Genomic DNA, 22,595 nt, shown 5'->3' on the forward strand with positions numbered 1-22,595 from the left:
GCGCGACCAGCCACATACAACCCGCACCCGCTAACGCACCATAGCCACCCGCCTCTTAGGCGCAGCAGCCCGAACCCCGATCACCCGATCCATCAACGCCCCCAGAACATCCCGCACCGACCCCCGCTCCCGAGCATCACACTCCAACACCGGCACATCGGCCCCCAGGCCAAGCGCCTCCCGCACTTCATCCAGCTCAAACCGCTCCGCACCGTCGAAGCGATTCACAGCCAGCACAAACGGCTCCCCCTGCGACTCGAAGTAGTCAACCGCCGGAAAACACTCCTCGATCCGCCGGGTGTCCGCGAGGACAACCGTCCCCAGCGCCCCTTCCACCAGGTCGTCCCACAGGAACGAGAACCGGTCCTGCCCGGGCGTCCCGAACAGATAGAGCGCGATCGTCGGATCAAGAGTGATCCGTCCGAAATCCAGCGCAACGGTCGTGGTCGTCTTCGACTCGACCCCGTCGAGCGAATCCACCCCCACGGAAACCTGCGTCATGGCAGCCTCCGTGTCCAGCGGTTCGATCTCCGAGATCGCCCCGATGAACGTGGTCTTGCCGACACCGAGTCCGCCGCTCACCACGATCTTCACGGCGAGCGGCACGATCCTGTCAGAGCGCCCGGACATGATCCCTGATCCTTTCGAGCATCTGGAGCGGCAGCTCCTCGGGTTCCCGGCACTCGAGCCGGCCGGCGACGACGAGGTCGGACACGAGCACCTTGGCGACGCCCAGCGGGACACCGACCCGCGACGCCACCTCGGCGACCGTCGTCGGCTGCTCGCACACCGCGACGATGTGCCGTCGCTCGAACGTCAGCGAGTCGTCGGGGACGCCGACGGCGACGACCAGCGTCTCCAGCCGCAGGTCGGCCTGGAGCGGCTCGGCCCGGCCGCCGGTGATGATGAACGGCCGGACGAACGTCACGTCCTCAACAGGCTCTACGTCCATGGGCTCTTCGCCGTTCACCGCGGCAACGCCTGCCGCAGATCGGCGATGAGCGTCGGCGTGAGCAGATCGCCCGCACGCTCCGCGAGGACCGCCATCTCGTAGCCGACGAGCCCCAGTTCACCGCTGCTGTCGGCAAGCACGCCGAGACAACTGCCGTCGCGGATCGCGGAGACGAGCAGGAAACCCCGCCCCATCTCGATCATGATGAGTTTGACCCCGTCGAAGCCGTACCGCTTGGACGCGCTGCGCGCCAGGCTGCTGAGTCCCGAGACGATCGCGGAGAGATGGTCGGCCTCGGTCCGCCCGAGCCCGTCGGACACGGCGATCAGCAGACCGTCGGAGGAGACGGCGACCGCGTCCCGTACCCCGTCGGTGCTCTTGACGAAGTTGGCGAGCAGCCAGTTGAAGGCCTGCGAGTCCTTGTGGGCGTCGACGGCGGTCACTTGCCCTCACCCTCTTTCTGCTCGGCGCCCTTCTGGTTCTCCTTCTCGCTCGCCTTCTCCTTCTCGCTCGTCTTCTCCTTCTCGACGCTGATCCCGCCCCGCATATGGGCGCTGCGCAGAGTGGAGAGCATCCCGGAGATCTCCTCGGGGCTGCGGTCGGGCATGGGCTCGGCGGGGGCGGGGCGCTCCGGGCGGTCGGTCTCGCTGACGGCGTCGGAAATGGCGCTGCGCTGCGGACGCTTGACGAGCCCGTTGCGGGTCCGTGCGGCGGAGGTGCCCTTGCCGCCCGTGGCCTTGTCACCGGCGTTCTCGGCGGGTTTCGCCCCTGCCTGAACGGTCACCAGCTCCTCGGGGGGAACGTCCACCTCCTTCTCCTTCCGCGGAGCGGGAAGCACCGGCTTGTCCGCGGCCTTGCCCTGCGGAGCCTCCGTCAGCAGGTGCACCGGAATCAGCACCCGGGCGACCACTCCGGCCGCCGGTGCCTCGCCGAGCCGTACCTCGATCCCGCACTTGCGGGCGAGGGCGCCGACGACGAAGTGACCCAGGAACCGGGTGGGTTCGGCCATGAAGCTGGCCGTGCCGGACAGCCGTACGTTCGCCTCGGCGAGCGCCTGGGTGTCCATGCCGAGGCCGTTGTCGACGATCGCGACGAGATAGCCGGCGCTGGTGCGGCGCCCCTCGATCTCCACGTCGGAGTCCGGCGGCGAGTAGCTCAGCGCGTTCTCGACCAACTCGGCGAGCAGGTGGGCGACTTCGGCGACGACGGAGCCGCTGATGTGCGCGGGTTCGATCCGGCGCAGGGTGACCCGGCGGTACTCCTCGACCTCGGCGAGCGAGGCGCGCAGCACGTCGGTGACGGCCAGCGGGGTGGCCCAGGGGCGGGGGCTGGACTCCCCGGCGAGCACGAGGAGGCTTTCGGCGTTGCGGCGCATACGGGTGGCGAGGTGGTCCAGCTCGAAGAGGTTGGCGAGGGTGGCCGGGTCGGCGTCCTCGTGCTCCAGCTTGTTGATGAAGCTGATCTGACGGCGTACCAGGTTCTGGTTGCGGCGGCCGAGGCTGACCAGCGAGTCGGTGGCGTTGCGGCGCAGCACGGCCTGCTCGGTGGCGAGGTCGAAGGCGACGCGCTGGACGCGGTCGAACGCCTCGGCGACCTCCCGGACCTCGGCTCCCGCCCGGCGGGGCACCGCGAGTGGGGCGGGCGGCTCGGGGCTCTCCCCGGAGTCCGCGTCCTGTACGGCGGTGACGGCGCGCGGAAGGCCCTCGCCCGCCACCTCCCGTGCCTGCTGGGCGAGTTCGGCGAGCGGGGCGGAGACGGAGCGTACGCAGTCGAGGGCGAGCGCACCGAGGGCGGCGACGGTGCCGAGTGCGAGCAGGAGGAACAGCAGCAGGTCGCGCTGGGCGGTGCTCTCCAGTCCGGCGGCGCGGTTCTCGACATCGGCGCCGAGCGAGATCTGCACGGCCCGCAGCCCGTTGATGGTCGAGGTCGTGGTGTCCCACCAGGCCATGGGCGGGAGGTCGGAGGAGTTCAGCTTGCCGCCCGCGTGCACGGCGACGCTCTCGTACGCCAGCATGCGTTCGGCGTCCGGAGTGGTCAGGGCCTCGTCCAGGCGCCGTTCCTGCCCGGTGGTCGCCGAGCGAGGGAAGGCGGCGAGGGCGGCCTGCCGGCCGGCCCGGATCTGCATGAAGCGGCTGTAGTCGTCGCCGCGGAACCGGCCGCCGGACGCGCGCACCGAGCCGAGCACGATGGCGCGTTCCTCGCCGGTGAACTCCTTGGCGTTGCCGAGGATCTGGAGCGCCTGGTAGGCGTCGCGCAGGGTACCGTCGCGCACCGCGTCGAGGCCGAGGTCGAGCCGGTCGAGGACGGTGATCGTGGTGGTGAAGTAGTTGAAGGTGTCCTTCACGACGCCGGTCCTGTCGTCGGCGTGCCGGCGGATGCCGGCGAGGCCGTCGAGCCGTCCGAGGGACTCGCGCACGGAGTCGGCGGCCGCGTCGTCGCGCCCCTTCAGTGCCTTGTCGAGCGCTGCGCGGGCGGTGTCGGTGGCCTTGCGCTGGGCGGGCAGTTTGGCCTTGAACTGCCCGACTCCGCCCACGTATCCGGTGGTGAGTCCGCGCTCCTTCTGCAACTCGTGGACCAGGCCCTGGAGGGTGATCTCCAGCCGTGCGTTCCCGTCGGTGGCGGATGCGTTGCGGTAGGCGGAGATCTGCTCGGCGGCCGCGACGCCGAGCAGCGCCAGCAGGACCGCGAGGGCGAGGATCAGGATCCGCAGCAGCCTGGTACGAATGGTGGTGGTCGCTTTTGCTGTGACGTCCACTGAAGTGCCTTATGTGGGTGGCGAGTTGGGCAAGGGACAGAAATGGTTCTGCTTCCGCCCAACGACCTCACGGGGCACCGGTCACCAGATCATCTTCTTCTTTTACGTTACGGACACAGGATCTTCGGGAAGCGCCAGGTGGCCATTCCGTGCGGCGCATTCCGTATACGACACCTGCGGTACCGGATCAGCAGTCGCAGCCGCAGTCGCAGCAGTCGCACCCGTCACAGCAATCGCAGCAATCGCAGCCGCAGTCACAGCAATCGCAACAGTCGCCGCAGTCGGTGCCCTTGCAGAGGCCGTCCTTGCGCTGACGGCTCCACGGGTCCTCGTACTCGCCGCAGCACATCTGGCACGTACAGGCCAGCCCGGCCCACACCGCGCAGCCCGCCAGCAGTCCACGCCGGTCGCGCCTGGGCGGCTCCGGCGGCAGGAACGGCCCACCGGGACCGCCGGGCGGTGCATACGGCCCCGACAGCGACGGTGCCGACCCGTGCGCGCAGGAGGCCGTACCGAAGGCGCGGTCGACGGAGGTGCGCAGTTCGTGCACGAGCAGCCGGTGGGCGAGCCCGCTGTCCACGAAGTCCACCTCACGCAGCGCGAGCCGGATCCCGTGCAGGGCGTCGTCGGCGAGCCGCCGGGCCTCGGCGAGCGGGGTTCCGGTGGCGGTGAGCGGGTTCCAGGCACCCGACGCGGCGTCAGTTTCCCGGTCCTCCACGGCGTCCAGGAGATGTGCGAGCCGCCCGAACAGCCGCCCCGCCTCGGCGAGCGGCTCCGCGTTGCCCGGCCGCCCGGCCAGGACCGCGGTGTGCGCGAAGGCCGCGGCGGTCGCCGTCTCGGTCGGTTCGGTGACCGTCAGAACCGGCGTCCCGGGCCCGGCGAGGGCCTCGATACCTGTCTGCCGGTCCACGGCGTCCAAGAGCACTGCGGTGTCGAACCCGACGGCGGATCCGGTACGGGCCCCCGCCGCATCCCAGTTCGAGGCCACCCGGCGCGCGGCGAGCGCCACCGGTTTCCGCCTCAGCAGCCCGTCCCCGTCGGCGAGGTGGTCCCGCACCTTGGCCGAGGCGAGCACCAGCGATACGGCGGCTGCGAGCCGCGCCCCTTCCCCCTGCGCGACGGACGCGGTACGCATCCCGCGCAGCGGACAGGGCCCGGCCGTACGTCGCCACCCGGCCGTCCTCTCGGCCTGAGCCTCCGTCAGAACGGATATGAGCAGCCCGTCGTAGTTGGTCACGACCCGCGCGAACTGACCGTGATCCTTGCGCAGTGCGAGACACAGTCCGCACAAATGCGCAACCCATTGGGACTTGAGGTTCTCACCCAGCCGATGCCGACAAGGCCTGACGATTCCGAACACGACGATCCCCCCGTGGCTCGTGTGACATCCGGTACCACTGCTGCTTCTGATACGGCGTTGAACTGCCGCATCGTATCGACCACTGCGTTCACCCGTACGCACTGATCGTCACCCGTACGCCGTGAAGAATCATATTTCACTCACAGTCAGCATCTGTGTACAGCACGACCCTTGGGAAACGCGGGCTCTCGACGGATTCGCTCTGCACCAGTACCGTCACAAACCCCCCGCGCGGCGTCTATCCACTTGGCGCGCCAACCGCATCATGGATGACCATAGGGATGCGGAAAGCAAGAAGGACCGCTGTGAGAGGAGGCGTCCATGGGATCGGTACGCAAGGCGAGTGCCTGGCTTGGCCTCGTTGACGACAACGATGACGAGCGTTACTACGACGACGACTACTCCGAAGGGACCGAGCAGCCCGGGGATGCCTGGGTCACCGACCCGCGGGTCAAGGTGGCCTCGGACACCGCCGAGGACAAGGGCCGCCGTATCGGCACGGTGACCCCGGACAGCTTCCGGGACGCCCGCGCCATCGGCGAGCTGTTCCGCGAGGGTGTTCCGGTCATCGTGAACCTCACCGCCATGGAGGCGTCGGACGCCAAGCGCGTCGTCGACTTCGCGGCGGGGCTCATCTTCGGTCTGCGCGGTTCGATCGACCGCGTCTCCAACCGGGTCTTCCTGCTCACGCCCGCCGACACGGAAATCGTCAGCGGGGAGCCGGCACAGCACCGGTCGGACGGTTTCTTCAACCAGAGCTGAGGCAGGGCCGCTCACCGGCCCTGCCCCAAGCAGGGTTCACCGGAAGGCTTTACCGGAACGCATCGAGTCCGGTGAGCGCCTTGCCCAGCACCAGCTGGTGCATCTCGACGGTGCCTTCGTACGTCAGCACCGACTCGAGGTTGGTGGCGTGCCGCATGACGGGGTATTCGAGCGAGATCCCGTTGGCACCGAGGATCGTCCGTGACGTACGGCAGATCTCGATGGCCTCTCGTACGTTGTTGAGCTTGCCGAAGCTGACCTGCTCGGGACGCAGTCGGCCGGCATCCATGCGCCGCCCCAGATGGTGGGCGAGCAGAATCCCCTTGTGCAGTTCGACCGCCATGTCGGCGAGTTTGGCCTGGGTGAGCTGGAACCCCCCGATGGGCCGCCCGAACTGCTCCCGTGACTTCGCATAGTCGACGGCGGCCTCGAAACAGCTGCGGGCCGCACCCATGGCGCCCCAGACGATCCCGTAACGGGCGTGCGAGAGACAGCTGAGCGGCCCCTTGAGGCCGACGACCTCCGGCAGTACGGCGTCGGCGGGCAGTCGTACGTCGTCGAGGACGAGTTCGCTGGTGACACTGGCCCGCAGGGACCACTTGTGCTTGATCTCCGGCGCGGAGAACCCGGCGCTGTCGGTGGGCACGACGAACCCGCGGATCCCGTCCTCCGTCTGGGCCCAGACCACGGCGACGGCCGCCACGGACCCGTTGGTGATCCACATCTTCCGCCCGTTGAGGACCCAGTCGCCGCCGTCCCGCTTGGCGTGCGTGCGCATCGAGGCAGGGTCGGACCCGTGATCGGGCTCGGTCAGCCCGAAGCAGCCGATGGCCTCACCGGCGGCCATCTGCGGCAGCCACTGCTGCTTCTGCTCCTCGCTGCCGAACCGGTGGATGGCGTACATCGCGAGCGACCCCTGCACGGAGACCAGCGACCGGATCCCGGAGTCGGCGGCCTCCAGCTCCAGACAGGCCAGCCCGTACTGCACGGCACTGGCCCCCGCACACCCGTACCCGCTGAGCGACATACCGAGCGCCCCGATACTGCCGAGCTCCTTCGCGAGCTCGCGAATACCGGGCAGCTCCCCCTTCTCGTACCACTCGGCGACATACGGCAGCACGCGGTCCGCAGCCCAACCGCGAACCGTGTCCCGGATGGCCAGGTCCTCGGGTTCGAGCAGGTCATCGATGCCGAGCGGGTCGGTGGGATCGAAGGGGGGCAGCTTCGAGGACGCGGACATAGGACCCTCCGGCAGATGAAAAACTAGCACCGCTAGTTAGGACTTCTGGACCGACGTTACGGTGCGGTGTCCTCCACGTCCAGTACAACGGCATTTAAGGGGCGCGGGGAACTGCGAGACCAGCCCCCACGGCGCCGCAGACAACCAACGACCCCGCGGCGGAGCCGCAAAATCGGTCAGGCCGAGACCCGGGAGTCGGCGACTTCCCGAGGCGCCGGCAACTCCACAGGCACCGCAGGCTCCCCGCACTGCATGATCCGCGGCAACCGCAGAGCCATCACCGCACCCAGCAGCAGCAAGCCCGCACTGACCAGCAAAGTCACATGCAGCCCGTGCACGAACGAGTCCCGCGCCGCCCGCCGCAGGGCAACACCCACCGGCCCGCCCAGCTGCGCGGCAACCTGGTACGCCTCGCCCAGCGAATGCCCCGCCGCGGCCGAGGCCGACGAAGGAACCCCCGGAACGGACGCCAGTCCGGGCGCGTACGCCGCGTTCATCACGCTCCCGAGGAGCGCGATACCGATCCCCGCCCCCAGCTGGTACGAGGTCTCGCCGATCGCCGCCGCCCCACCGGCCTGCTCCGGCGGCGCCTCGCTCAGCATCGACTCGTACGCCCCGAAGAGCGTGGTCTCCAGGCCGAAGCCCAGCAGCATGAACGCGGCCACCATCAGCCCCGCGTTGTCCGACCCGCCCATCACCGTCAGCAGCACCACGGCCCCGGCGGTGAGGCAGAACCCGAAGGACACCATCCGGCGCGGGCCGAAGCGGCGCAGCATCCGCGCACCCGCCAGCCCCGCCGCCATCGCCGCGAACGTCAGCGGCAGCAGTCGCAGCCCCGTCTCCAACGGCGACAGCCCCAGCACCAGCTGCAGATACTGCGCCGCGATCAGCTCAAGACCGACCAGGGCAAGCATCGCCAGCACGATGCAGCCCACGGCGGTGCTGAAGGCGGGCCGCGCGAACATCCCGAGGTCCACCAGCGGATGCGCACGGCGCCGCTGCCGTCGTACGAAGAGGACCAGCAGGAGGGCGCCCACGACGAGCGGCGCCACAGTGAAGAGACCCACCTCGCCGCCGCCCAGCCGCTTGACGCCCAGTACGAGGCCGAACAGCCCGGCGGCCGCCATCAGTGCACCGACCACGTCCCAGGGGCCGTCACCGGCGCCCCGCGACTCGGGCAGCAGCAGCCGGCCCACCGGCAGGCTGACCAGCATCAGTGGGATGTTGACGAGGAAGACCGAACCCCACCAGAAGTGCTCCAGCAGGAAACCGCCGAGCAGCGGTCCGACCGCCGCGCCGACCGCGGCGACCGCGCTCCAGACACCGATCGCGAGCGCACGCTCACGCCGGTCGGGGAAGACCTGGCGGAGGATCGAGAGCGTCGCGGGCATGATCATCGCGCCGCCGACGCCGAGCAGCGCCCGCGCGAGGATCAGTACCTGAGGGTCATGGGCGAGGGCCGCGAGGCCGGAGGCGACGCCGAAGAGGCCGTAGCCGAGCAGCAGGATCCTTCTGCGGCCGACCCGGTCGCCGAGCGTGCCGAAGAGGATCAGCAGCGAGGCGCAGACGAGGGGGTAGACGTCGACGATCCAGAGCAGTTCTATCGCGCCGGGCCTGAGGTCCTCGCTGACGGCGGGGACCGCCACGTGCAGCACGGTCGCGTCGACCGCGACCAGCAGCAGGCTCGTACAGAGGACGAAGAGGACGACCCAGCGGTTGGCACCGGCCCCGGCCGCCCGACGGCGCAGCGCAGCGGCGGCCGTGGTCGTCCCGGACATGTACGTACCTCCCAGATGTTCCCTCGCGGTCGGCGGGCACACGGGGTGGGGACTCCCCGTGATCTCGGCCGGAGAGGAGCGGTGGTCTCCGGCCCGCGCAACGAAGGCGAGTGACACGTCAGCGTACGCGAGTTCGTGCACAGGTCACGTGGCGGACCTCTCAGACTTCGCACAGACCGGTGTGGCGTACGCCACTCCCCATCCTTCCCGGCCACGCCCCCGCCGGGCCCTCCGGTTCCGGCGGCCGTCGATAATCGAGCCCGTGACCGACCTTGTGACACGCGTTGCGCCGCCTCGCGAGACGGCCCTGCGCCGCGCGGCCCCGGCCCTCCTCGGGTACGTGGCGGTGCGCGCGCTGGGCCTGCTCGCGCTGGCCCTGTGGAGCGCCGCGCGCGGCAAGAGCGCGTACACGCTGCTGACGGCCCGCTGGGACGCGCTCTGGTACACGAGGGTCGCCGAGCTCGGTTACGGCTACGAGGTGCGGCTGCCGAACGGCGACGTGCACTCGAATCTGGCCTTCTTCCCGCTGCTGCCCTGGCTGGAGCGCGGCCTCGCGGCGGTGGGCCCGCTGTCGTACGCCGACGCCGGTTTCGCCGTCAGCCTGCTCGCCTCGCTCGTGGCGGCCTGGGGGATCTTCGCGGTCGCGGAGCATGTGTACGGCCGCAGGGCGGGCGTCTGCGCCGTCCTGCTGTGGGCCGTGCTGCCCGTCGGGATCGTGCAGTCGATGGCGTACAGCGAATCGCTGTTCACGGCGCTCGCCGCCTGGTCGCTGTACGCGGTCCTGACCGGCCGCTGGCTGACTGCGGGCGCGCTGGCCGCGCTGGCGGGGCTGACCCGGCCGGTCGGGCTCGCCGTCGTCGCGGCCGTGTGGGCGGCCGCGACGGTCTCGTTCGTGCGAGAGCGGAGCGCGGCGGACGCGCGCGCGGGCGAGCGCGCTCCCGCGCCGCCCGGAGTCGGCTCCACGCAGCGCGTCGGGTCATCCAGCGGCGCGCTGGACACACCGCGCGCCCCCGCCGCCATACGACGCGCCCTGGCCATGCTCCTGGCCCCGCTGGGCGCCGCCGGCTACGTCCTGTGGGTCGGCCACCACACCGGCAGGGGCCCGCTGGGCTATCTGGACGTCCAGGCGGGCTGGCGCAACGGCTTCGACGGCGGCCTGGCCTTCGCCCGCTTCGTCGCCGACAAGTTCACGTCGTTCCCCTCGGCTCTCGCGGCCGCCGGGATCGTCGTCGGGGTCGGACTGGTGGTCTGGCTGTACGCCGTCTGCGTACGGCAGCGCCAGCCGCTCCCGCTGCTGGTCTACGCGGGTGTGGTCACCGCGCTCGCCCTGTGTGCGTCGAGCTACTTCGGCTCGAAACCGCGCCTGCTGCTGCCCGCCTTCCCGCTGCTGCTGCCCCTCGCCCTGGCCCTGTCCCGGCTGCGTACCTCCAGGTCGGCGCTGGTGGTGGGCGGTGTCGCGGCGGCATCGGCCGTGTACGGAGCGTTCTGGCTGAACGGCTCCGGTCCCCCATGATCGACTCGGGGAACGGGTGAGCGTCCGGAGAAATCAGCCCCATCATTCGGTGAACGAATTCATAAGTCCCATAAAACTGATTCGCAGAATGATCAAAGGAATTGAAGGGAGCAGTCCCCGGACATTGCGGATTCCTTGGAAATAAACCCGCTCCTGAGAGGAATCCCACATCACATCGTCATCACAAAGCAGCTGAAGAGACGGAGAACTTACCTCACTCGCTGTAACGTCGATTGGGTGCGTACCGAACGAAACCTCACCCGTCTGGACCGGGTGTTCGCCAGGCTGGACAGGGAGCCGGAACGACCGGCCCACATCGATGTGCCGAGGATGAGCCGGCACCGGGTCGCGTTGTTGACCGGGACCCTGGCCTTCTACCTGGCAATCGTGTATCTCGTCGTGACCACGTCGTGGCTGGTCCGCTTCGACTGGCAGGTCATGTTCTTCCGGCCGTACCAGCAGTGGCAGGGCATCCACTGGTTCGTCGACTACTACGTCGTCCTCGGCCAGCGCGGCCCGACCGCGGTGATGGTCGCGGCCTGGCTGGGCTGGCGCTCCTGGCGGCAGCACACCTTGCGCCCCCTGCTGACACTGGGCGCCTCGCTGCTGCTGCTGAACATCACGGTCGGCGCGGCCAAGTACGGCATGGGCCGCCTGGGTCCCCACTACGCGACCGTGATCGGCTCGAACGAGATGGGCGGGGGCGGCGATATATTCCCCAGCGGCCACACCGCCAACGCCGTGGTGACCTGGGGAATCCTGGCCTACCTCGCCTCCACCCCGAGAGCCCGCCGCTGGCTGTCCGCCGTCTCCGCGGTGACCTCGCTGGGCGTCGGGATGGCCACGGTCTACCTCGGTACGCACTGGCTGAGCGACGTGCTCCTCGGCTGGGCCGCCGGCCTGCTGATCATGCTGGCCCTGCCCTGGTGCGAGCCGGGGATCGCCAAGGCCGAGGTCGCCCTCTTCGACCTGCGCGACCGCTGGCGCGCCCGCAAGGGGGCCACTGCACCGGCCGCCCCCGTGGCCGCCCCCGTGCAGCTCAAGCCCCGTACGGCCGTGCAGGACGAGGCCGCGGCACGCGAGACGGTCACCTCCGGGGCCCGCCCGGCCCGGGCGCCCGTCTATCTGGCCCCGGGCCCGCACACGACCCGCTCGGAGCGCACACCGGTCACCCCGGCCGGCAGCCGCCGCCCACCGCACTCGGACCGCATCCCGCGCGGCGCGACGGCCTCCACGGCCCGCCCGCTGACGGGCGGCTGACACGGACAGCGGGGTCGGTACGCACAACCACCCCCGCACAGCGAAGGCCCCGGTTCCCGAACGGGAACCGGGGCCTTCGTCACGTATCAGCCCTTCCAGGCCCGCACCACCCGGCCGTCCTCCACCTCGAAGTTCAGCCGGCCCGTGCGGTACTCCATCGTGATGATCGCCCCCGGCGGCAGCGAGCGCACCGTGGACCAGCCGCGCTCCCGCGCGCGCCGCTCGGCGCCTGCCGCATCGAGGCCGAGATACGCCTCCGGACTGTCCTGGGGTTCCGCCTGCGGAGTGGGAATCGGTGCCATGCCGCCACGCTAGGCCCTGTCCCCCGGCCAGGGAAGGCGGGGCGGTCCCACTCGGCCCATATCCCCCTCCGGTCACACTTCTGTCACAGGATCACGACACGTGTTTCGGCTCACGCGACATCAACCACTGCGTTGCGGGCGTCACACGTACGAGCGGTTCCGTACCAGTTCCGTAGGCCTTCTGCAGGCAATCGAACGTAATTCCCGCGTGTCGCGGCCGCTCTCCGAATAGCCCGTCGGAAAGTGCCGTGAGAACCGATCCCGGACTTCTTTCCGGTCCGATTCCGGGCGGGTTCGTAGGGCTGACACCGCGTAGGAAATGCACGGTTCCAGCACAGAACCCCCGTACGCCCCCTGTCGGAGCGCGCGACAGCGCGCGCATCATGACGTGAGCTCGCGGACGGGGGTGGCGCGGGCTTCAGCGGACCCGGGGCGCGACGAGCGAAGGGGCGAGCGAGCGATGGGGACCCAGACCGTGCAGGCGGCGGCGCGACCCGTGCGGACCAGTCAGGGGCGGGTGATCGTCGACTGGCTGACGACCACCGACCACAAGAAGATCGGGCACCTCTACCTGATCACCTCGTTCCTGTTCTTCCTGACCGGCGGGGTGATGGCGCTGCTGATGCGCGCCGAACTCGCCCGGCCGGGGCTGCAGATCATGGACAACAACCAGTTCAACCAGCTGTTCACCATGCACGGCACGATCATGCTGCTGCTCTTCGCGACGCCGATGTTCGCGGGCTTCGCCAACGAGCTGATGCCGCTGCAGATCGGCTCCCCCGACGTCGCCTTCCCGCGGCTGAACATGCTCTCGTACTGGTTCTTCCTGTTCGGCGGCCTGATCGTGCTCGGTTCGCTGATCGTGCCCGGCGGTCCCGCCGCCTTCGGCTGGTTCGCCTACGCGCCGCTCAACAGCGCGGTGCGCTCCCCCGGTGTCGGACCCGATCTGTGGATCATGGGGCTCGCGCTGGCCGGCTTCGGCACGATCCTCGGCGCGGTCAACTTCATCACCACCATCATCGGGATGCGCTGCCCCGGCATGACGATGTTCCGGATGCCGATCTTCACCTGGAACACGCTCTTCACGTCGATCCTGATCCTGATGGCGTTCCCGGTGCTCGCGGCCGCGCTGCTGTGTCTGGAGGCGGACCGGCGCTTCGGCGCGCAGGTCTTCGACGCGGGCAACGGCGGGGCGCTGCTGTGGCAGCACCTGTTCTGGTTCTTCGGCCATCCCGAGGTGTACATCATCGCGCTGCCGTTCTTCGGCATCGTCACGGAGATCCTCCCCGTCTTCAGCCGCAAGCCGCTCTTCGGCTATCTCACGCTGGTCGGCGCGACGATGGCGATCACCGGGCTGTCGGTGGTGGTGTGGGCGCACCACATGTTCGTCACCGGCGCGGTGCTGCTGCCGTTCTTCTCCTTCATGACGTTCCTCATCGCCGTGCCGACCGGTGTGAAGTTCTTCAACTGGATCGGCACGATGATCAAGGGGTCGCTGTCCTTCGAGACGCCGATGCTGTGGGCGTGCGGCTTCCTGGTGACGTTCCTGTTCGGCGGTCTGACCGGGGTGATCCTCGCGTCGCCGCCGATGGACTTCCACGTCTCGGACACCTACTTCGTCGTGGCGCACTTCCACTACGTCGTGTTCGGCACGGTCGTCTTCGCGATCTTCGGCGGCTTCTACTTCTGGTGGCCCAAGTTCACCGGCAAGATGCTCGACGAGCGGCTGGGCAAGATCCAGTTCTGGACGCTCTTCGTCGGCTTCCACACCACGTTCCTGGTGCAGCACTGGCTGGGCGCGGAGGGCATGCCACGGCGGTACGCCGACTATCTCGCGGCGGACGGCTTCACGGCCCTCAACACCATCTCGACGATCGGCGCGTTCCTGCTCGGGATGTCGACGCTGCCGTTCCTCTACAACGTCTGGAAGACCGCCAAGTACGGCGAGAAGGTCGAGACCGACGACCCCTGGGGCTACGGCCGCTCCCTGGAGTGGGCGACCTCCTGCCCGCCGCCGCGGCACAACTTCACGATGCTGCCGAAGATCCGCTCCGAGTCCCCGGCATTCGATCTGCACCATCCCGAGTTCGCGGCGACGCCCGAGGAGCCTCTCGGAGAAGAGCGCGGGACAGCCGGTCCCGGGCCGTCCTGATCGCCTCGGTGAGCTCGGTGGGCTCCAGAACCTCGAAGTCGAAGCCCGTCATCATCACGTGAATCACCATGACGTCGAGGCTCGCGGCCCCGGTGCGCAGAATGCAGGCACCGGGGCCGTCCGCCTCCAGCTGCCCCGCCGAGGGCGAGATGCGCTCCGCGGCCTCCTCCAGGGGCGCCAGCAGCCGGACGACCGCATGTGTGGCGTACGCGCGCGTGGAGACGCCCTTCGAGACGTACGCGGCGAGGTCCTCGGCGGGCGGGGTGCGCGGCGCGAAGCGCGGGCCGTGCGGCGGCTTCGGCGTGATGCGGTCGACACGGAACGTACGCCAGTCCGCGCGGTCGAGGTCCCAGGCGACCAGATACCAGCGGCGCTCGGAGCACACCAGGCGGTGAGGTTCGACGGTACGGCGGCTCGGAGCACCTCCGTGGTCGCTGTACTCGAAGCGCAGGCGTTCGCAGTCCCGGCACAGGTTGGCCAGTTCGGTCAGGACGGCCGGGTCGACGGCGGAGGGCTGGGGGCCGCGCAGCATCGGCACGGTGAAGGCGTTCAGGGCGCCCACGCGGCGGCGCAGCCGGTTCGGCAGTACCTGCTCCAGCTTGGCGAGGGCCCGTACGGAGGTCTCGCCGATGCCCTCGATGCCCTGCCCGGCGGCCGTGCGCAGCCCGACGGCGACGGCGACCGCCTCGTCGTCGTCCAGGAGCAGCGGCGGCAGCTCGGCGCCCGCGCCCAGCTGGTAGCCGCCGCCGGTGCCGGGGCTGGCGTTGACGGGATAGCCCAGCTCGCGCAGCCGGTCGACGTCCCGGCGCACGGTGCGCGGGGTGACACCGAGACGGTCGGCGAGGTCGGCGCCGGACCACTCGCGGTGGGCCTGGAGGAGCGAGAGCAGACGCAGCAGTCGTGCCGAGGTCTCCAACATGGGTCCGAGTCTGCCAGCCGTTGCGGACCGCTGCTGTCCTGAAGAGCTGCTGTCCTAAAGAGGAGCGCTCACCGCGGTGACGGACACGGACAGGTCGTTATCCCGTGTGTAGTAGGGCCCGGCCTCCACGGGGCCGTACGGCGCGTCCACGCGCACGCGTGGATAGGTGAACACGGGCTTCTTGTCGGCCACGTCGTCGAGCAGCCGCGCGACCCGCACCGCCGGTCCCGCCTCCCCCGCGGGCCGCAGCCACAGGTCCCACAGGCCCGGCTCCAGGGCGCCGTAGACCACCTTGAAGCGGAACTCGGTGCGGTCGGCGAGGACTTCGGTCCGCCGCACCGGGACGGATGCGTGCCGGCCGCGGAGCTCGGCATGGGCGTCCGGGCCGAGCCCGATGCCGTAGACCCGCCCCGGCACCGTCAACACACCTTGTTTGATGCCCAGTTCGCCCGCCTCGGCGTGCGGGGCGCGCAGCCAGCTGCGGACGGTGAGGTTGCCCTGCCGGGTCGCGTACGGGATGCGGACGGCGACGTGGCCGCGGGAGCCGCTGGGGGTCCGTGCGGCGAGCGAGCGCAGGTCGGTGACGCCGGGTGCCAGGCGGCGCGGATCGCCGGCGTCCACGCGCGCGTAGGCGTCCCAGCGGCCCTCGGGGAGGGCGACGATGCTGGGCAGCGCGGCGCGCAGCCGGCCGTCCGCGGCGGGGGTCAGCGGCAGGTACACCTCGTCGTGGCTGTCGCGGCGGCGCAGCACGAGCAGGGCCGTTGCCGTCTCGCCGACCGCTCGGACGTCGAAGGTCAGGCCGCCCGCGGAGTCGGCGATGCAGTCGGCGCGCAGCGGTGTGGACTGCGGAGCCACCGTCGTCATGCGGTACGGATCCCCTCTCGGCCTGTGCTTCTCGGTTAGACCCGCGAACAGGCGCTTTGGTTGCCCTTTACCCGGACTACGGCCGATTCCGTACTACGGCCGGTAGGAGAGCTGCGGCACGTCGAAGCAGTTGCTGTTCATGTCGCCCTGGGACACCCAGCCCCGGCCGTCCTGCCAACGGGCCACCGACAGGCAGGTTCTGCGGTCCTTCGGCGGGTCGGCCAGCCGCTCGAAGGTGACGGGAACCAGCAGCCCGCCCGCGGTGTAGTCCTCGCTGCGGTTCATGAAGGCGTCGACGCACGCGCGCGTGATGCCCGTTTGTGTACAGGACTTCGCCGCGTCCGTGAACCACATGGCCGCCGCCCAGCCCTCCAACTGCCACTGGGAGTGCGTCTTCAGGCCCTTGGTGGCGTCCCGGAACCGGCGTACGGCCGCGTTGCCCGTGTCCTCGTAGTTGCGGCTGGAGCCGGTCGCCCAGAGGGCGTTGCGGCAGCGCGGGGAGTCCTTGTAGTCGTCGGGGACGGTGGACGTCCAGTTCTGTACGTTGGTGACCTTCGCGGTGACCTTGGCGCCGACCTCGTCCATCGCCTTGCACAGCTGGGCGTTGCCGTGGGTGTCGACGGCGTCGAAGACCAGGTCGGCGCCCTGCTCCTTCAAGTCGGCCGCGGCGGCACGGAAGTTGGGCAGCGCGAAGTCGACCTGTTCGGTGACCACCTTGTAGCCCTCGGCCTTCAGGCCCTGCTCGACGAGGCGGGCGTAGGCGGCGGACGCGGCCTGGTTGTAGGAGACGACGGCGGCCGTACGGGCGCCCTTCTCGCGCTTGAAGTAGCGGTAGACCTCGGTGCCGCCGTAGAGCTTTCCGTTCCAGCCGGGGGTGCCGTTCCTCGGGGCGAGGCTGCCGTAGATGCCGTAGAAGTGCGGCCAGGTGTCGTAGGCGGCGCCGATGGGCTGGCCGCCGATGTCGGGCACGCGCGCGTGGGAGACGCGGGAGGCCCCCGCGTAGTCCAGGGCGGTGGTCGCGGCCAGGGCGACGACCTGGTCCTCGTCGATCAGCCGGTGCACGCAGGTGTTGTTGCCGACGCCGCTGCCTCCGTCGTCGCACTCCCGCACCTCGACAGGGCGCCCGCCGATGCCCCCGCGCGCGTTCAGCCGGTCGAAGTAGGCCTTGGCGCCGTCGCGCGGGCCGGTGAAGGTGTTGCCGCCGACCGGGCTGGTGGCGCTGGTGATGATTCCGACGCGGACGGGCGTGCCACTGCTGGGCGCGGGCGCGTTCGACCGGCCGCCGTGCTCGAAGTCGCTCTCCGGCAGGCGGCTGCCGCAGGCCGTGCCCAGGACGAGCAGCAGCGCCGCGGCAGCTGCGCCCTCAGCAGCCCGGTGCGGGCGACTGCGACGCATCGCCGCTCAGCTTGACCAGCGCGCACAGCGTGTTGACGGACACCTTCCAGGTGCCGCTCTGCTCGACCGAGGTCCCGGAGGCGTTCGGCAGGGCGGTGGCGCCGTTCAGGGTCAGCGTGTAGGTCACGGTCGCCTGGGTCGGCGAGGTGAACTCGATCTTCTGGACCTTCGCCTGCACCTGGCCGCCGCGCTTGTCACCGCTGAAGGCCTTCAGGACGGGCGCCATCCGCTCGCCGTTCTCCAGGACCTTCTGCTTCTCCGCCAGGGACGTCTTCGGGTCGAAGAACGTCTGCCAGTTCTTGCTGATCTCCTGCTTGGCCGCCGCGGGGTCGGCGGGCGCGGTGGCCGGTGCGCTCGTCGTCTTCTCCACGGACGGAGTGGGGGGTGTGCTCGCGCTGCCGCCGCCGTTGTCGTCACTGCACGCCGCGAGGACCGGGGCGAAGATGAGAACAAGGGCGGCCGCGAACGCCGTACCCCGTCCCGCCGCCCTTGGGCCGCGCCCCCTGCCTGTGTTCCCCCGCCTGAGGTCGCTCCCGAGAACCATCTGGCTCACCACCGGGTGTCGGTCCGGGCAAGGTGCGCCCGGTGCTTTCAGGGTCAGCTTCCAGGAGGCATAGTGCAAGCCATTGGCTGACATGGACAGGCACATGCACAGACTCGCGACTGTGGGAGCCAGCGATGCGGACAGGCCGACTGCGGACCGTGCACCCCGTCCTGTGGGCCGGCTGGGCCGCGCTCGCCGCGGGTGCGGTGCTGTGCGTCATCGGCTGGTACGGCATCTCCGGTGAGCGTTACGCCGAACGTCAGCTGCCCTATCTGGCCTCCTGCACGGTCCCCGGCGCCGCACTGATCATCGCCGGGTCGATGCTGCTCACCCACGGGCGCAACGCGCTCGCCGCCGCCCGTGTGGAGGAGCTCTACGGCCTCCTGGCCGCCGCCGAGTCCGCCGACGCCGACGAGTCCCGGCAGGCGGCCGCCCTGCCTCTCGCGGTCAGCGGTGACCTGCTGATGGTGCCGGGCGGCACGCTGTGGCACCGCGCGGACTGCCCGCTGGTCTCCGGGAAGGTGGAGGCCGTACCGGTCGACGCGAAACTGCTGCAGAGCGGCGAGCTGGGCCCGTGCCCGATCTGCGAACCCGCCGACGAGACCGACTGAAGTCCTCCCGATGTCCTCCCTGACGTACGACCTCACGCTCGCCGGCCTCTCCGTCGGCAGTGCGGCCGCGCTCACCGGAATCGGCCTGATCGTGACGTACCGCGCGACCGGCGTGCTCAACTTCGCGCACGGCGCGATCGCGATGGTGTGCGCGTATGTGCTGCGGCAGTGCGTGGTCGAGTGGGGCTGGCCGCTGTGGCTGGCGGCGACGGTGACGCTCGTCGTCCTGGCCCCGGCGATCGGTGTGGCCCTGGAACGGTTCGTCTTCCGGCCGCTCGCCGTCCTGGGCAGCGACCCGGCGCAGACGCTCGTCGCGTCCATCGGGGTCTTCGTGCTGCTGGTCGGCGGGGCCGCGCTGGTGTGGGGGCAGGGGGCACGGGACGACGCCCCGGAACTGGTGTCGGAGGACCCGTGGGGCCAGCTGGCCGTGATGCTCGTCCTGGCCGTGGGCGTCGGGGCGGTGATGCGATGGACGCGGTTCGGGCGGGAGCTGCGGGCCGTGGTCGACGACCGACAGCTCGCGGTGCTCGGCGGGATCGACGCGGACCGGGTGGCGGCGGCGGGCTGGGCGTTCGGTGCGTTCACGGCGGGCCTGACGGGCGCGCTGCTGGCGCCGTACGTGCGCCTCGACCCGTACGGGCTGCCACTGCTCGTCATGGAGGTGGTGGCGGTCGCGGTGGCGGCGCGGATGCGGAACCTGCCGGTGGCCGTCGTCGTGGCGCTGGGCATCGGGATCGCGCAGAGCCAGCTGACGCGGCTGCATCCCTCCGGGTGGGGCGAGCCTCTGCTGCAGGCGGTGGGCGCGAACCTGTTCGTGGTGGCGCTGCTCGTCGCGTCCTTGGTGCTGCCCCGCATCGGCACCCGCGACGCGCTCCCCCGCACGGCCACCGCGCGCGTGCCGACGCCGCCGGGCGCCTGGATAGTGGCCGTCGTCCTGTTCCTGCTCCCGCTGGGTTTCGCGGGCTCGGACCTGCACACCTCGGTCCAGGTGCCGGCGCTGGGTGTGGTCCTGCTATCCCTGGTGGTGGTGACGGGCCGCGGCGGCCAGATCTCCCTCGGACAGGCGGCCTACGCGGGCCTGGGCGCCCTGTTCACGGCCCTCCTCGCAGCGGGCCGCTTGCCGGGGCTGCCGCGCCTGCCCGAACTGGCCGCCCTGGCAGTGGCGGTCGTCCTGGTCGCCCCGCTGGGCCTGCTGACGGGCTGGCCGGCGATCGGCCGACAAGGCCTCGCCCTCGCACTGGCGACGTTCGCGGTGGGCGTCGGCGTGAGCCGCTTCGTGTTCGCGCAGCCGTACGCCACCTCGGGCCTCTCCCTGGACCGCCCGGCGGGCTTCGACGGCGACCGCGCCTACTACGTCCTCGAACTGGCCCTGCTGGCAGCCGCGTTGCTGGCCACTCGGGCGCTGCGCCGAGGCCGCACGGGCCGGGCCCTGGCCGCCATGCGGGACCACGAGTCGGGGGCCTCGGCAGCCGGCGTCCAGGTCCCCTCGCTCAAGCTCCTGGCCTTCGTCTCGGGCGCCGCCCTGGCCGCGCTCGGCGGCGGCATGCTCGGCATGGGCCTGCGGGCCTTCGACCCGGGCGCCTACGACCCGGTGCGCGGCCTGCTGTGGTTCGCCGCCGTCGTGGTGCTGGGCGCCGACAGCACCCTGGGTGCCCTGGCCGCGGCCGCCCTCCTGGTGGGCCTCGACGCGGGCGCCCGCGGCGGCGTGGCGGCAGCACTGATCGGCGTACTGGCGGTGCTGGTCGGGCGGTTCCCCGGGGGGCCCTACGAGGCGCTGCGGACGGCGGGGGCCCGCCTGCGGCCACGGCGGAGTGCGCGGCTGACGGAGGTGGGGGCACGGGTACGGCGGAGGCTGTGGCCTGCGGAGGAAGGGCTCGCACCCCGCCCGGCCCTGGCGGGGGCAACCACGGCGCCGCGTGCCGAGGCGACGGGGCGGTTCGGGAAAACGGGGAGCGAGACCGCCGGTGCCGCGAAAACCCGGCTGAAGCAACCGGCAGCCGCCAGTGACACGGAAACCTCACGGAAGCAACCAGCAGCCGCCAGCGACACGGAAACCTCACGGAAGCAACCGGCAGCCGCCGGAGGCGCTGAATCCTCGCGAGATCGACCGGCAGCCGCCGACGGCGCTCCACCCCCACAAGGGCCACCCGCACCCGACCACGAAAGGGATACGGGTGGTGCGGGTGGGAAGCCGAACCCGGCAGAAGGCCGGGTGCACCACACCCCACCCGCACCCACCCTCGAAGCACGCCACCTCCGCGCCCGCTATGGCGGCTTCACCGCCCTCGACGATGTCGACCTGGACGTCCGCCCCGGCCAGGTCACCGCCATCGTCGGTCCCAACGGCGCCGGAAAGAGCACCTTGTTCCACTGCCTGGCGGGCACCGTGCGCCCCACGCACGGTCAAGTGCGCCTAGGCGCAAGAGACATCACGCGGCTGGCCGCACACGCCCGCACCCGCCTCGGCATCGCGCGAACCTTCCAACAACTCGCCGTCTTCCCGTCATTGACCGTGGCCGAAAACGTCCGCGTGGGCGCCGAGCAGGGCCGGGTGCCCGACCCGGAAGCCGTGGAGCGCACCCTGCGGCTGCTGGCGCTCGACGGCCCGGTACGCGCACTGCCCGCCGCCGGCCTCCCCACCGGCACGCTGCGCCGCGTGGAACTGGCCCGGGCCCTGGCGGGCAGCCCCCGCGTGCTGCTGCTCGACGAGCCCGCAGCCGGCCTCGACAACACCGAAGTCGCCGCTCTGGCACGGGTGCTGAAGGCCCTGGCGGCCGACGGCACCGCCCTCCTCGTGGTCGAGCACGACCTCGACCTGGTCGCCGACCTCGCTGACGTCGTGCACGTCATGACGGCGGGCCGCATCGTCGCCTCCGGCCCACCCGCGCACGTACTCGACGCCCTCGGCACCGGGGAGGCGGGCGCATGACCATCTCCCTGCGCCACGCGCGCGTGCGTTACGGCCCCCTGGAGGCCCTGCACGGCGTCACCCTGGCCGCCCCCGGCCCGGGCCTCACCGTCCTGCTCGGCCGCAACGGATCCGGCCGTACGACCGCACTGCGCGCGCTGGCCGGCCTCGTACCGCTGTCCGGCGGCGCGGTGGTGTGGGACGGCGTCGACGTGAGCCGGACACCGGCGTACGAGCGGGCCCGGCGGGGCCTGTGTCTGGTTCCCGAGCGGCAGGCCGTGTTCGGCTCCCTCACCGTGCACGAGAACCTCGAACTGGCGGCCAGGGACTACGGCTTCGCCCTGGAGGCCTACCCGCAGCTGAAACCCCTGCTCACGCGTCGCGCCGGCACCCTCTCCGGCGGCGAGCAGCGCATGCTCGCCCTCTCCCGCGCCCTGCTGGCACGCGCACGCGTGCTGCTCGTCGACGAGCCCGCGCAGGGCATGTCGCCCGCGGTCGCGGCCCGCACCTACGACCTGCTGGGCGCTGTCGACGCATGCGTCGTCATCGCCGAGCAGCGGCTGCCGCCCGGGCTTCAGGACCGGACGGGGGTCATCGTGTACGAATTGCGCCGCGGCACCGTCGTGTTCAGCGGAGAGGCGGGCGAACGGGAACGTCGCCGGACAGCGGCGGGCCGGCCTCCTCGAAGTCCTGGTACGGCTCCTGGGCGCGGGCCGGGCTCCGCGGGATGAGCAGCTGCGTGCCGACGTTCAGCCGCTTCGGATGCTCGCCGACCATGTCCCTGTTGGCCCGGTACAGCGTCAGCCAGCCGCCGTCGATGCCGTACCTGTCCGCGATCGACACCAGCGTCTCTCCGGCGTGGACGGCGTGCACACGCCCCTGGAGCCGGTAGCGCTGGGAGCAGGCCGGCCAGGTCTCCCACCCCTGGGCGGCCAGCACCTTCTCGGCGACGGCGATCTGCTCCTCGCGGGTGGCGAGATCCGCGCGCGCAGCGTACTTCAGCCCGCCGAAGTACTTCCAGGTGGACTGCCGGAACTGCAGCCCGCCATAGAAGCCGTTCCCGGTGTTGATGTCCCATCGCCCGCCGCTCTCGCAGTCCGCGATGCAGCCCCAGGGCCAGTGGTCCTTGGCGCAGCTGTAGGACACGCGCACCGGAAGCGCTCCCGGCAGCGGGGGCGGCGGTGCCGCCTGCGCCGTGACGGGGACGAGGGCGCCGAACAGGGCGGCGGCCAGCGCGAGTGCGAACTGCGTACGGTGCATGCGGAACATCGGGCCACCGT

At 70.9% G+C, this 22,595-nt stretch carries 19 protein-coding genes and 1 pseudogene; 7 read left to right on the forward strand and 13 right to left on the reverse strand.

Translation table 11 applies throughout. From position 1 onward, the window contains the following. Positions 1-30 precede the first annotated feature (30 nt). The 5 genes from EDD92_RS11380 to EDD92_RS11400 all read right to left on the reverse strand — a co-directional run bounded on the left by EDD92_RS11380 (position 31) and on the right by EDD92_RS11400 (position 5,067). Positions 31-630: an ATP/GTP-binding protein gene (locus EDD92_RS11380; protein ID WP_123964191.1), complete on the reverse strand. Its 600-nt coding sequence runs from the start codon at positions 628-630 to the stop codon at positions 31-33. Next, positions 614-952, reverse strand: a complete 339-nt coding sequence (locus tag EDD92_RS11385) for a DUF742 domain-containing protein (RefSeq protein WP_260326494.1) — start codon at positions 950-952, stop codon at positions 614-616. Before EDD92_RS11385 ends, EDD92_RS11380 begins: the two co-directional genes overlap by 17 nt. 14 nt (positions 953-966) lie before the next feature. Next, on the reverse strand, positions 967-1,395 hold the full coding sequence (locus tag EDD92_RS11390; RefSeq protein WP_123964193.1) for a roadblock/LC7 domain-containing protein: 429 nt from the start codon (positions 1,393-1,395) through the stop codon (positions 967-969). After that, positions 1,392-3,707: a nitrate- and nitrite sensing domain-containing protein gene (locus EDD92_RS11395; RefSeq protein WP_123964194.1), complete on the reverse strand. Its 2,316-nt coding sequence runs from the start codon at positions 3,705-3,707 to the stop codon at positions 1,392-1,394. Before EDD92_RS11395 ends, EDD92_RS11390 begins: the two co-directional genes overlap by 4 nt. Before the next feature lie 187 nt (positions 3,708-3,894). Then, the gene (locus EDD92_RS11400) at positions 3,895-5,067 is read right to left on the reverse strand and encodes a DUF5685 family protein (RefSeq protein WP_185123989.1); all 1,173 of its coding nucleotides are present in this window, start codon (positions 5,065-5,067) and stop codon (positions 3,895-3,897) included. Between the two features lie 321 nt (positions 5,068-5,388). On the opposite strand from EDD92_RS11400, the gene EDD92_RS11405 reads away from it, so the two are divergent. Further along, positions 5,389-5,829 (forward strand): cell division protein SepF, encoded by a 441-nt coding sequence (locus tag EDD92_RS11405; protein WP_030947434.1) that lies wholly within the window; start codon positions 5,389-5,391, stop codon positions 5,827-5,829. A 49-nt stretch (positions 5,830-5,878) separates the two neighbouring features. Here the strand turns inward: EDD92_RS11405 and EDD92_RS11410 are convergent, their stop codons facing one another. Both EDD92_RS11410 and EDD92_RS11415 read right to left on the reverse strand, forming a co-directional pair. Further along, positions 5,879-7,069: an acyl-CoA dehydrogenase family protein gene (locus tag EDD92_RS11410; protein WP_123964195.1), complete on the reverse strand. Its 1,191-nt coding sequence runs from the start codon at positions 7,067-7,069 to the stop codon at positions 5,879-5,881. Positions 7,070-7,245: 176 nt separating this feature from the next. After that, positions 7,246-8,847 (reverse strand): MFS transporter, encoded by a 1,602-nt coding sequence (locus EDD92_RS11415; protein WP_123964196.1) that lies wholly within the window; start codon positions 8,845-8,847, stop codon positions 7,246-7,248. A gap of 262 nt (positions 8,848-9,109) precedes the next feature. Here EDD92_RS11415 and EDD92_RS11420 point away from each other — a divergent pair, with 262 nt between their 5' ends. Continuing rightward, a complete protein-coding gene (locus EDD92_RS11420) occupies positions 9,110-10,360 on the forward strand; it encodes a glycosyltransferase family 39 protein (protein WP_123964197.1) in 1,251 nt (416 codons plus the stop codon). A gap of 237 nt (positions 10,361-10,597) precedes the next feature. Then, on the forward strand, positions 10,598-11,620 hold the full coding sequence (locus tag EDD92_RS11425; RefSeq protein WP_123964198.1) for a phosphatase PAP2 family protein: 1,023 nt from the start codon (positions 10,598-10,600) through the stop codon (positions 11,618-11,620). Positions 11,621-11,706: 86 nt separating this feature from the next. On the opposite strand, the gene EDD92_RS11430 is transcribed toward EDD92_RS11425, so the two are convergent. Next, positions 11,707-11,922, reverse strand: coding sequence for an I78 family peptidase inhibitor (locus EDD92_RS11430; protein WP_123964199.1), 216 nt, complete (start codon positions 11,920-11,922; stop codon positions 11,707-11,709). A 460-nt stretch (positions 11,923-12,382) separates the two neighbouring features. Between EDD92_RS11430 and ctaD the strand changes: the two are divergent. Further along, positions 12,383-14,050 (forward strand): annotated as a pseudogene (gene ctaD / locus EDD92_RS11435) (cytochrome c oxidase subunit I); the annotation flags it as partial. Here ctaD and EDD92_RS11440 read toward each other — a convergent pair. The 4 genes from EDD92_RS11440 to EDD92_RS11455 all read right to left on the reverse strand — a co-directional run bounded on the left by EDD92_RS11440 (position 13,950) and on the right by EDD92_RS11455 (position 17,796). Further along, positions 13,950-14,993, reverse strand: a complete 1,044-nt coding sequence (locus tag EDD92_RS11440; protein ID WP_123964200.1) for a YafY family protein — start codon at positions 14,991-14,993, stop codon at positions 13,950-13,952. The pseudogene ctaD and the gene EDD92_RS11440 overlap by 101 nt on opposite strands. Positions 14,994-15,047: 54 nt before the next feature. Next, on the reverse strand, positions 15,048-15,857 hold the full coding sequence (locus tag EDD92_RS11445; RefSeq protein WP_123964201.1) for a hypothetical protein: 810 nt from the start codon (positions 15,855-15,857) through the stop codon (positions 15,048-15,050). 93 nt (positions 15,858-15,950) lie between these two features. Continuing rightward, on the reverse strand, positions 15,951-17,252 hold the full coding sequence (locus EDD92_RS11450; RefSeq protein WP_123964202.1) for an ABC transporter substrate-binding protein: 1,302 nt from the start codon (positions 17,250-17,252) through the stop codon (positions 15,951-15,953). Next, positions 17,221-17,796 carry a hypothetical protein gene (locus EDD92_RS11455; protein ID WP_123964203.1) on the reverse strand — a complete coding sequence of 192 codons (576 nt, stop codon included), beginning with the start codon at positions 17,794-17,796 and terminating at the stop codon, positions 17,221-17,223. The genes EDD92_RS11450 and EDD92_RS11455 overlap by 32 nt, the downstream gene beginning before the upstream one ends. A gap of 134 nt (positions 17,797-17,930) precedes the next feature. On the opposite strand from EDD92_RS11455, the gene EDD92_RS11460 reads away from it, so the two are divergent. From EDD92_RS11460 to EDD92_RS11470, 3 genes are read left to right on the forward strand one after another with little or no spacing between them, the layout of a single operon-like run. Next, a complete protein-coding gene (locus EDD92_RS11460) occupies positions 17,931-18,407 on the forward strand; it encodes a hypothetical protein (protein ID WP_123964204.1) in 477 nt (158 codons plus the stop codon). 10 nt (positions 18,408-18,417) lie between these two features. Next, positions 18,418-21,336: an ABC transporter permease subunit gene (locus EDD92_RS11465; protein ID WP_123964205.1), complete on the forward strand. Its 2,919-nt coding sequence runs from the start codon at positions 18,418-18,420 to the stop codon at positions 21,334-21,336. Then, a complete protein-coding gene (locus tag EDD92_RS11470; protein WP_123964206.1) occupies positions 21,333-22,046 on the forward strand; it encodes an ATP-binding cassette domain-containing protein in 714 nt (237 codons plus the stop codon). Before EDD92_RS11465 ends, EDD92_RS11470 begins: the two co-directional genes overlap by 4 nt. Here EDD92_RS11470 and EDD92_RS11475 read toward each other — a convergent pair. Next, positions 21,943-22,584 carry a transglycosylase family protein gene (locus tag EDD92_RS11475; RefSeq protein WP_399182564.1) on the reverse strand — a complete coding sequence of 214 codons (642 nt, stop codon included), beginning with the start codon at positions 22,582-22,584 and terminating at the stop codon, positions 21,943-21,945. The two genes, EDD92_RS11470 and EDD92_RS11475, sit on opposite strands and share 104 nt — an antisense overlap. Between the last annotated feature and the right edge of the window lie 11 nt (positions 22,585-22,595).

The sequence above is a fragment of the Streptomyces sp. TLI_185 genome (genome assembly GCF_003814765.1).
In the GTDB taxonomy this organism is placed as follows: domain Bacteria; phylum Actinomycetota; class Actinomycetes; order Streptomycetales; family Streptomycetaceae; genus Streptomyces.

Coding starts and splice junctions, on each gene's coding strand:
- EDD92_RS11380 (WP_123964191.1), bottom strand. CDS start 630: ATGTCCGGGCGCTCTGACAGGATCGTGCCGCTCGCCGTGAAGATCGTG.
- EDD92_RS11470 (WP_123964206.1), top strand. CDS start 21,333: ATGACCATCTCCCTGCGCCACGCGCGCGTGCGTTACGGCCCCCTGGAG.
- EDD92_RS11440 (WP_123964200.1), bottom strand. CDS start 14,993: ATGTTGGAGACCTCGGCACGACTGCTGCGTCTGCTCTCGCTCCTCCAG.
- EDD92_RS11410 (WP_123964195.1), bottom strand. CDS start 7,069: ATGTCCGCGTCCTCGAAGCTGCCCCCCTTCGATCCCACCGACCCGCTC.
- EDD92_RS11465 (WP_123964205.1), top strand. CDS start 18,418: ATGTCCTCCCTGACGTACGACCTCACGCTCGCCGGCCTCTCCGTCGGC.
- EDD92_RS11385 (WP_260326494.1), bottom strand. CDS start 952: ATGGACGTAGAGCCTGTTGAGGACGTGACGTTCGTCCGGCCGTTCATC.
- EDD92_RS11450 (WP_123964202.1), bottom strand. CDS start 17,252: ATGCGTCGCAGTCGCCCGCACCGGGCTGCTGAGGGCGCAGCTGCCGCG.
- EDD92_RS11430 (WP_123964199.1), bottom strand. CDS start 11,922: ATGGCACCGATTCCCACTCCGCAGGCGGAACCCCAGGACAGTCCGGAG.
- EDD92_RS11405 (WP_030947434.1), top strand. CDS start 5,389: ATGGGATCGGTACGCAAGGCGAGTGCCTGGCTTGGCCTCGTTGACGAC.
- EDD92_RS11415 (WP_123964196.1), bottom strand. CDS start 8,847: ATGTCCGGGACGACCACGGCCGCCGCTGCGCTGCGCCGTCGGGCGGCC.
- EDD92_RS11460 (WP_123964204.1), top strand. CDS start 17,931: ATGCGGACAGGCCGACTGCGGACCGTGCACCCCGTCCTGTGGGCCGGC.
- EDD92_RS11445 (WP_123964201.1), bottom strand. CDS start 15,857: ATGACGACGGTGGCTCCGCAGTCCACACCGCTGCGCGCCGACTGCATC.
- EDD92_RS11475 (WP_399182564.1), bottom strand. CDS start 22,584: ATGTTCCGCATGCACCGTACGCAGTTCGCACTCGCGCTGGCCGCCGCC.
- EDD92_RS11455 (WP_123964203.1), bottom strand. CDS start 17,796: ATGGTTCTCGGGAGCGACCTCAGGCGGGGGAACACAGGCAGGGGGCGC.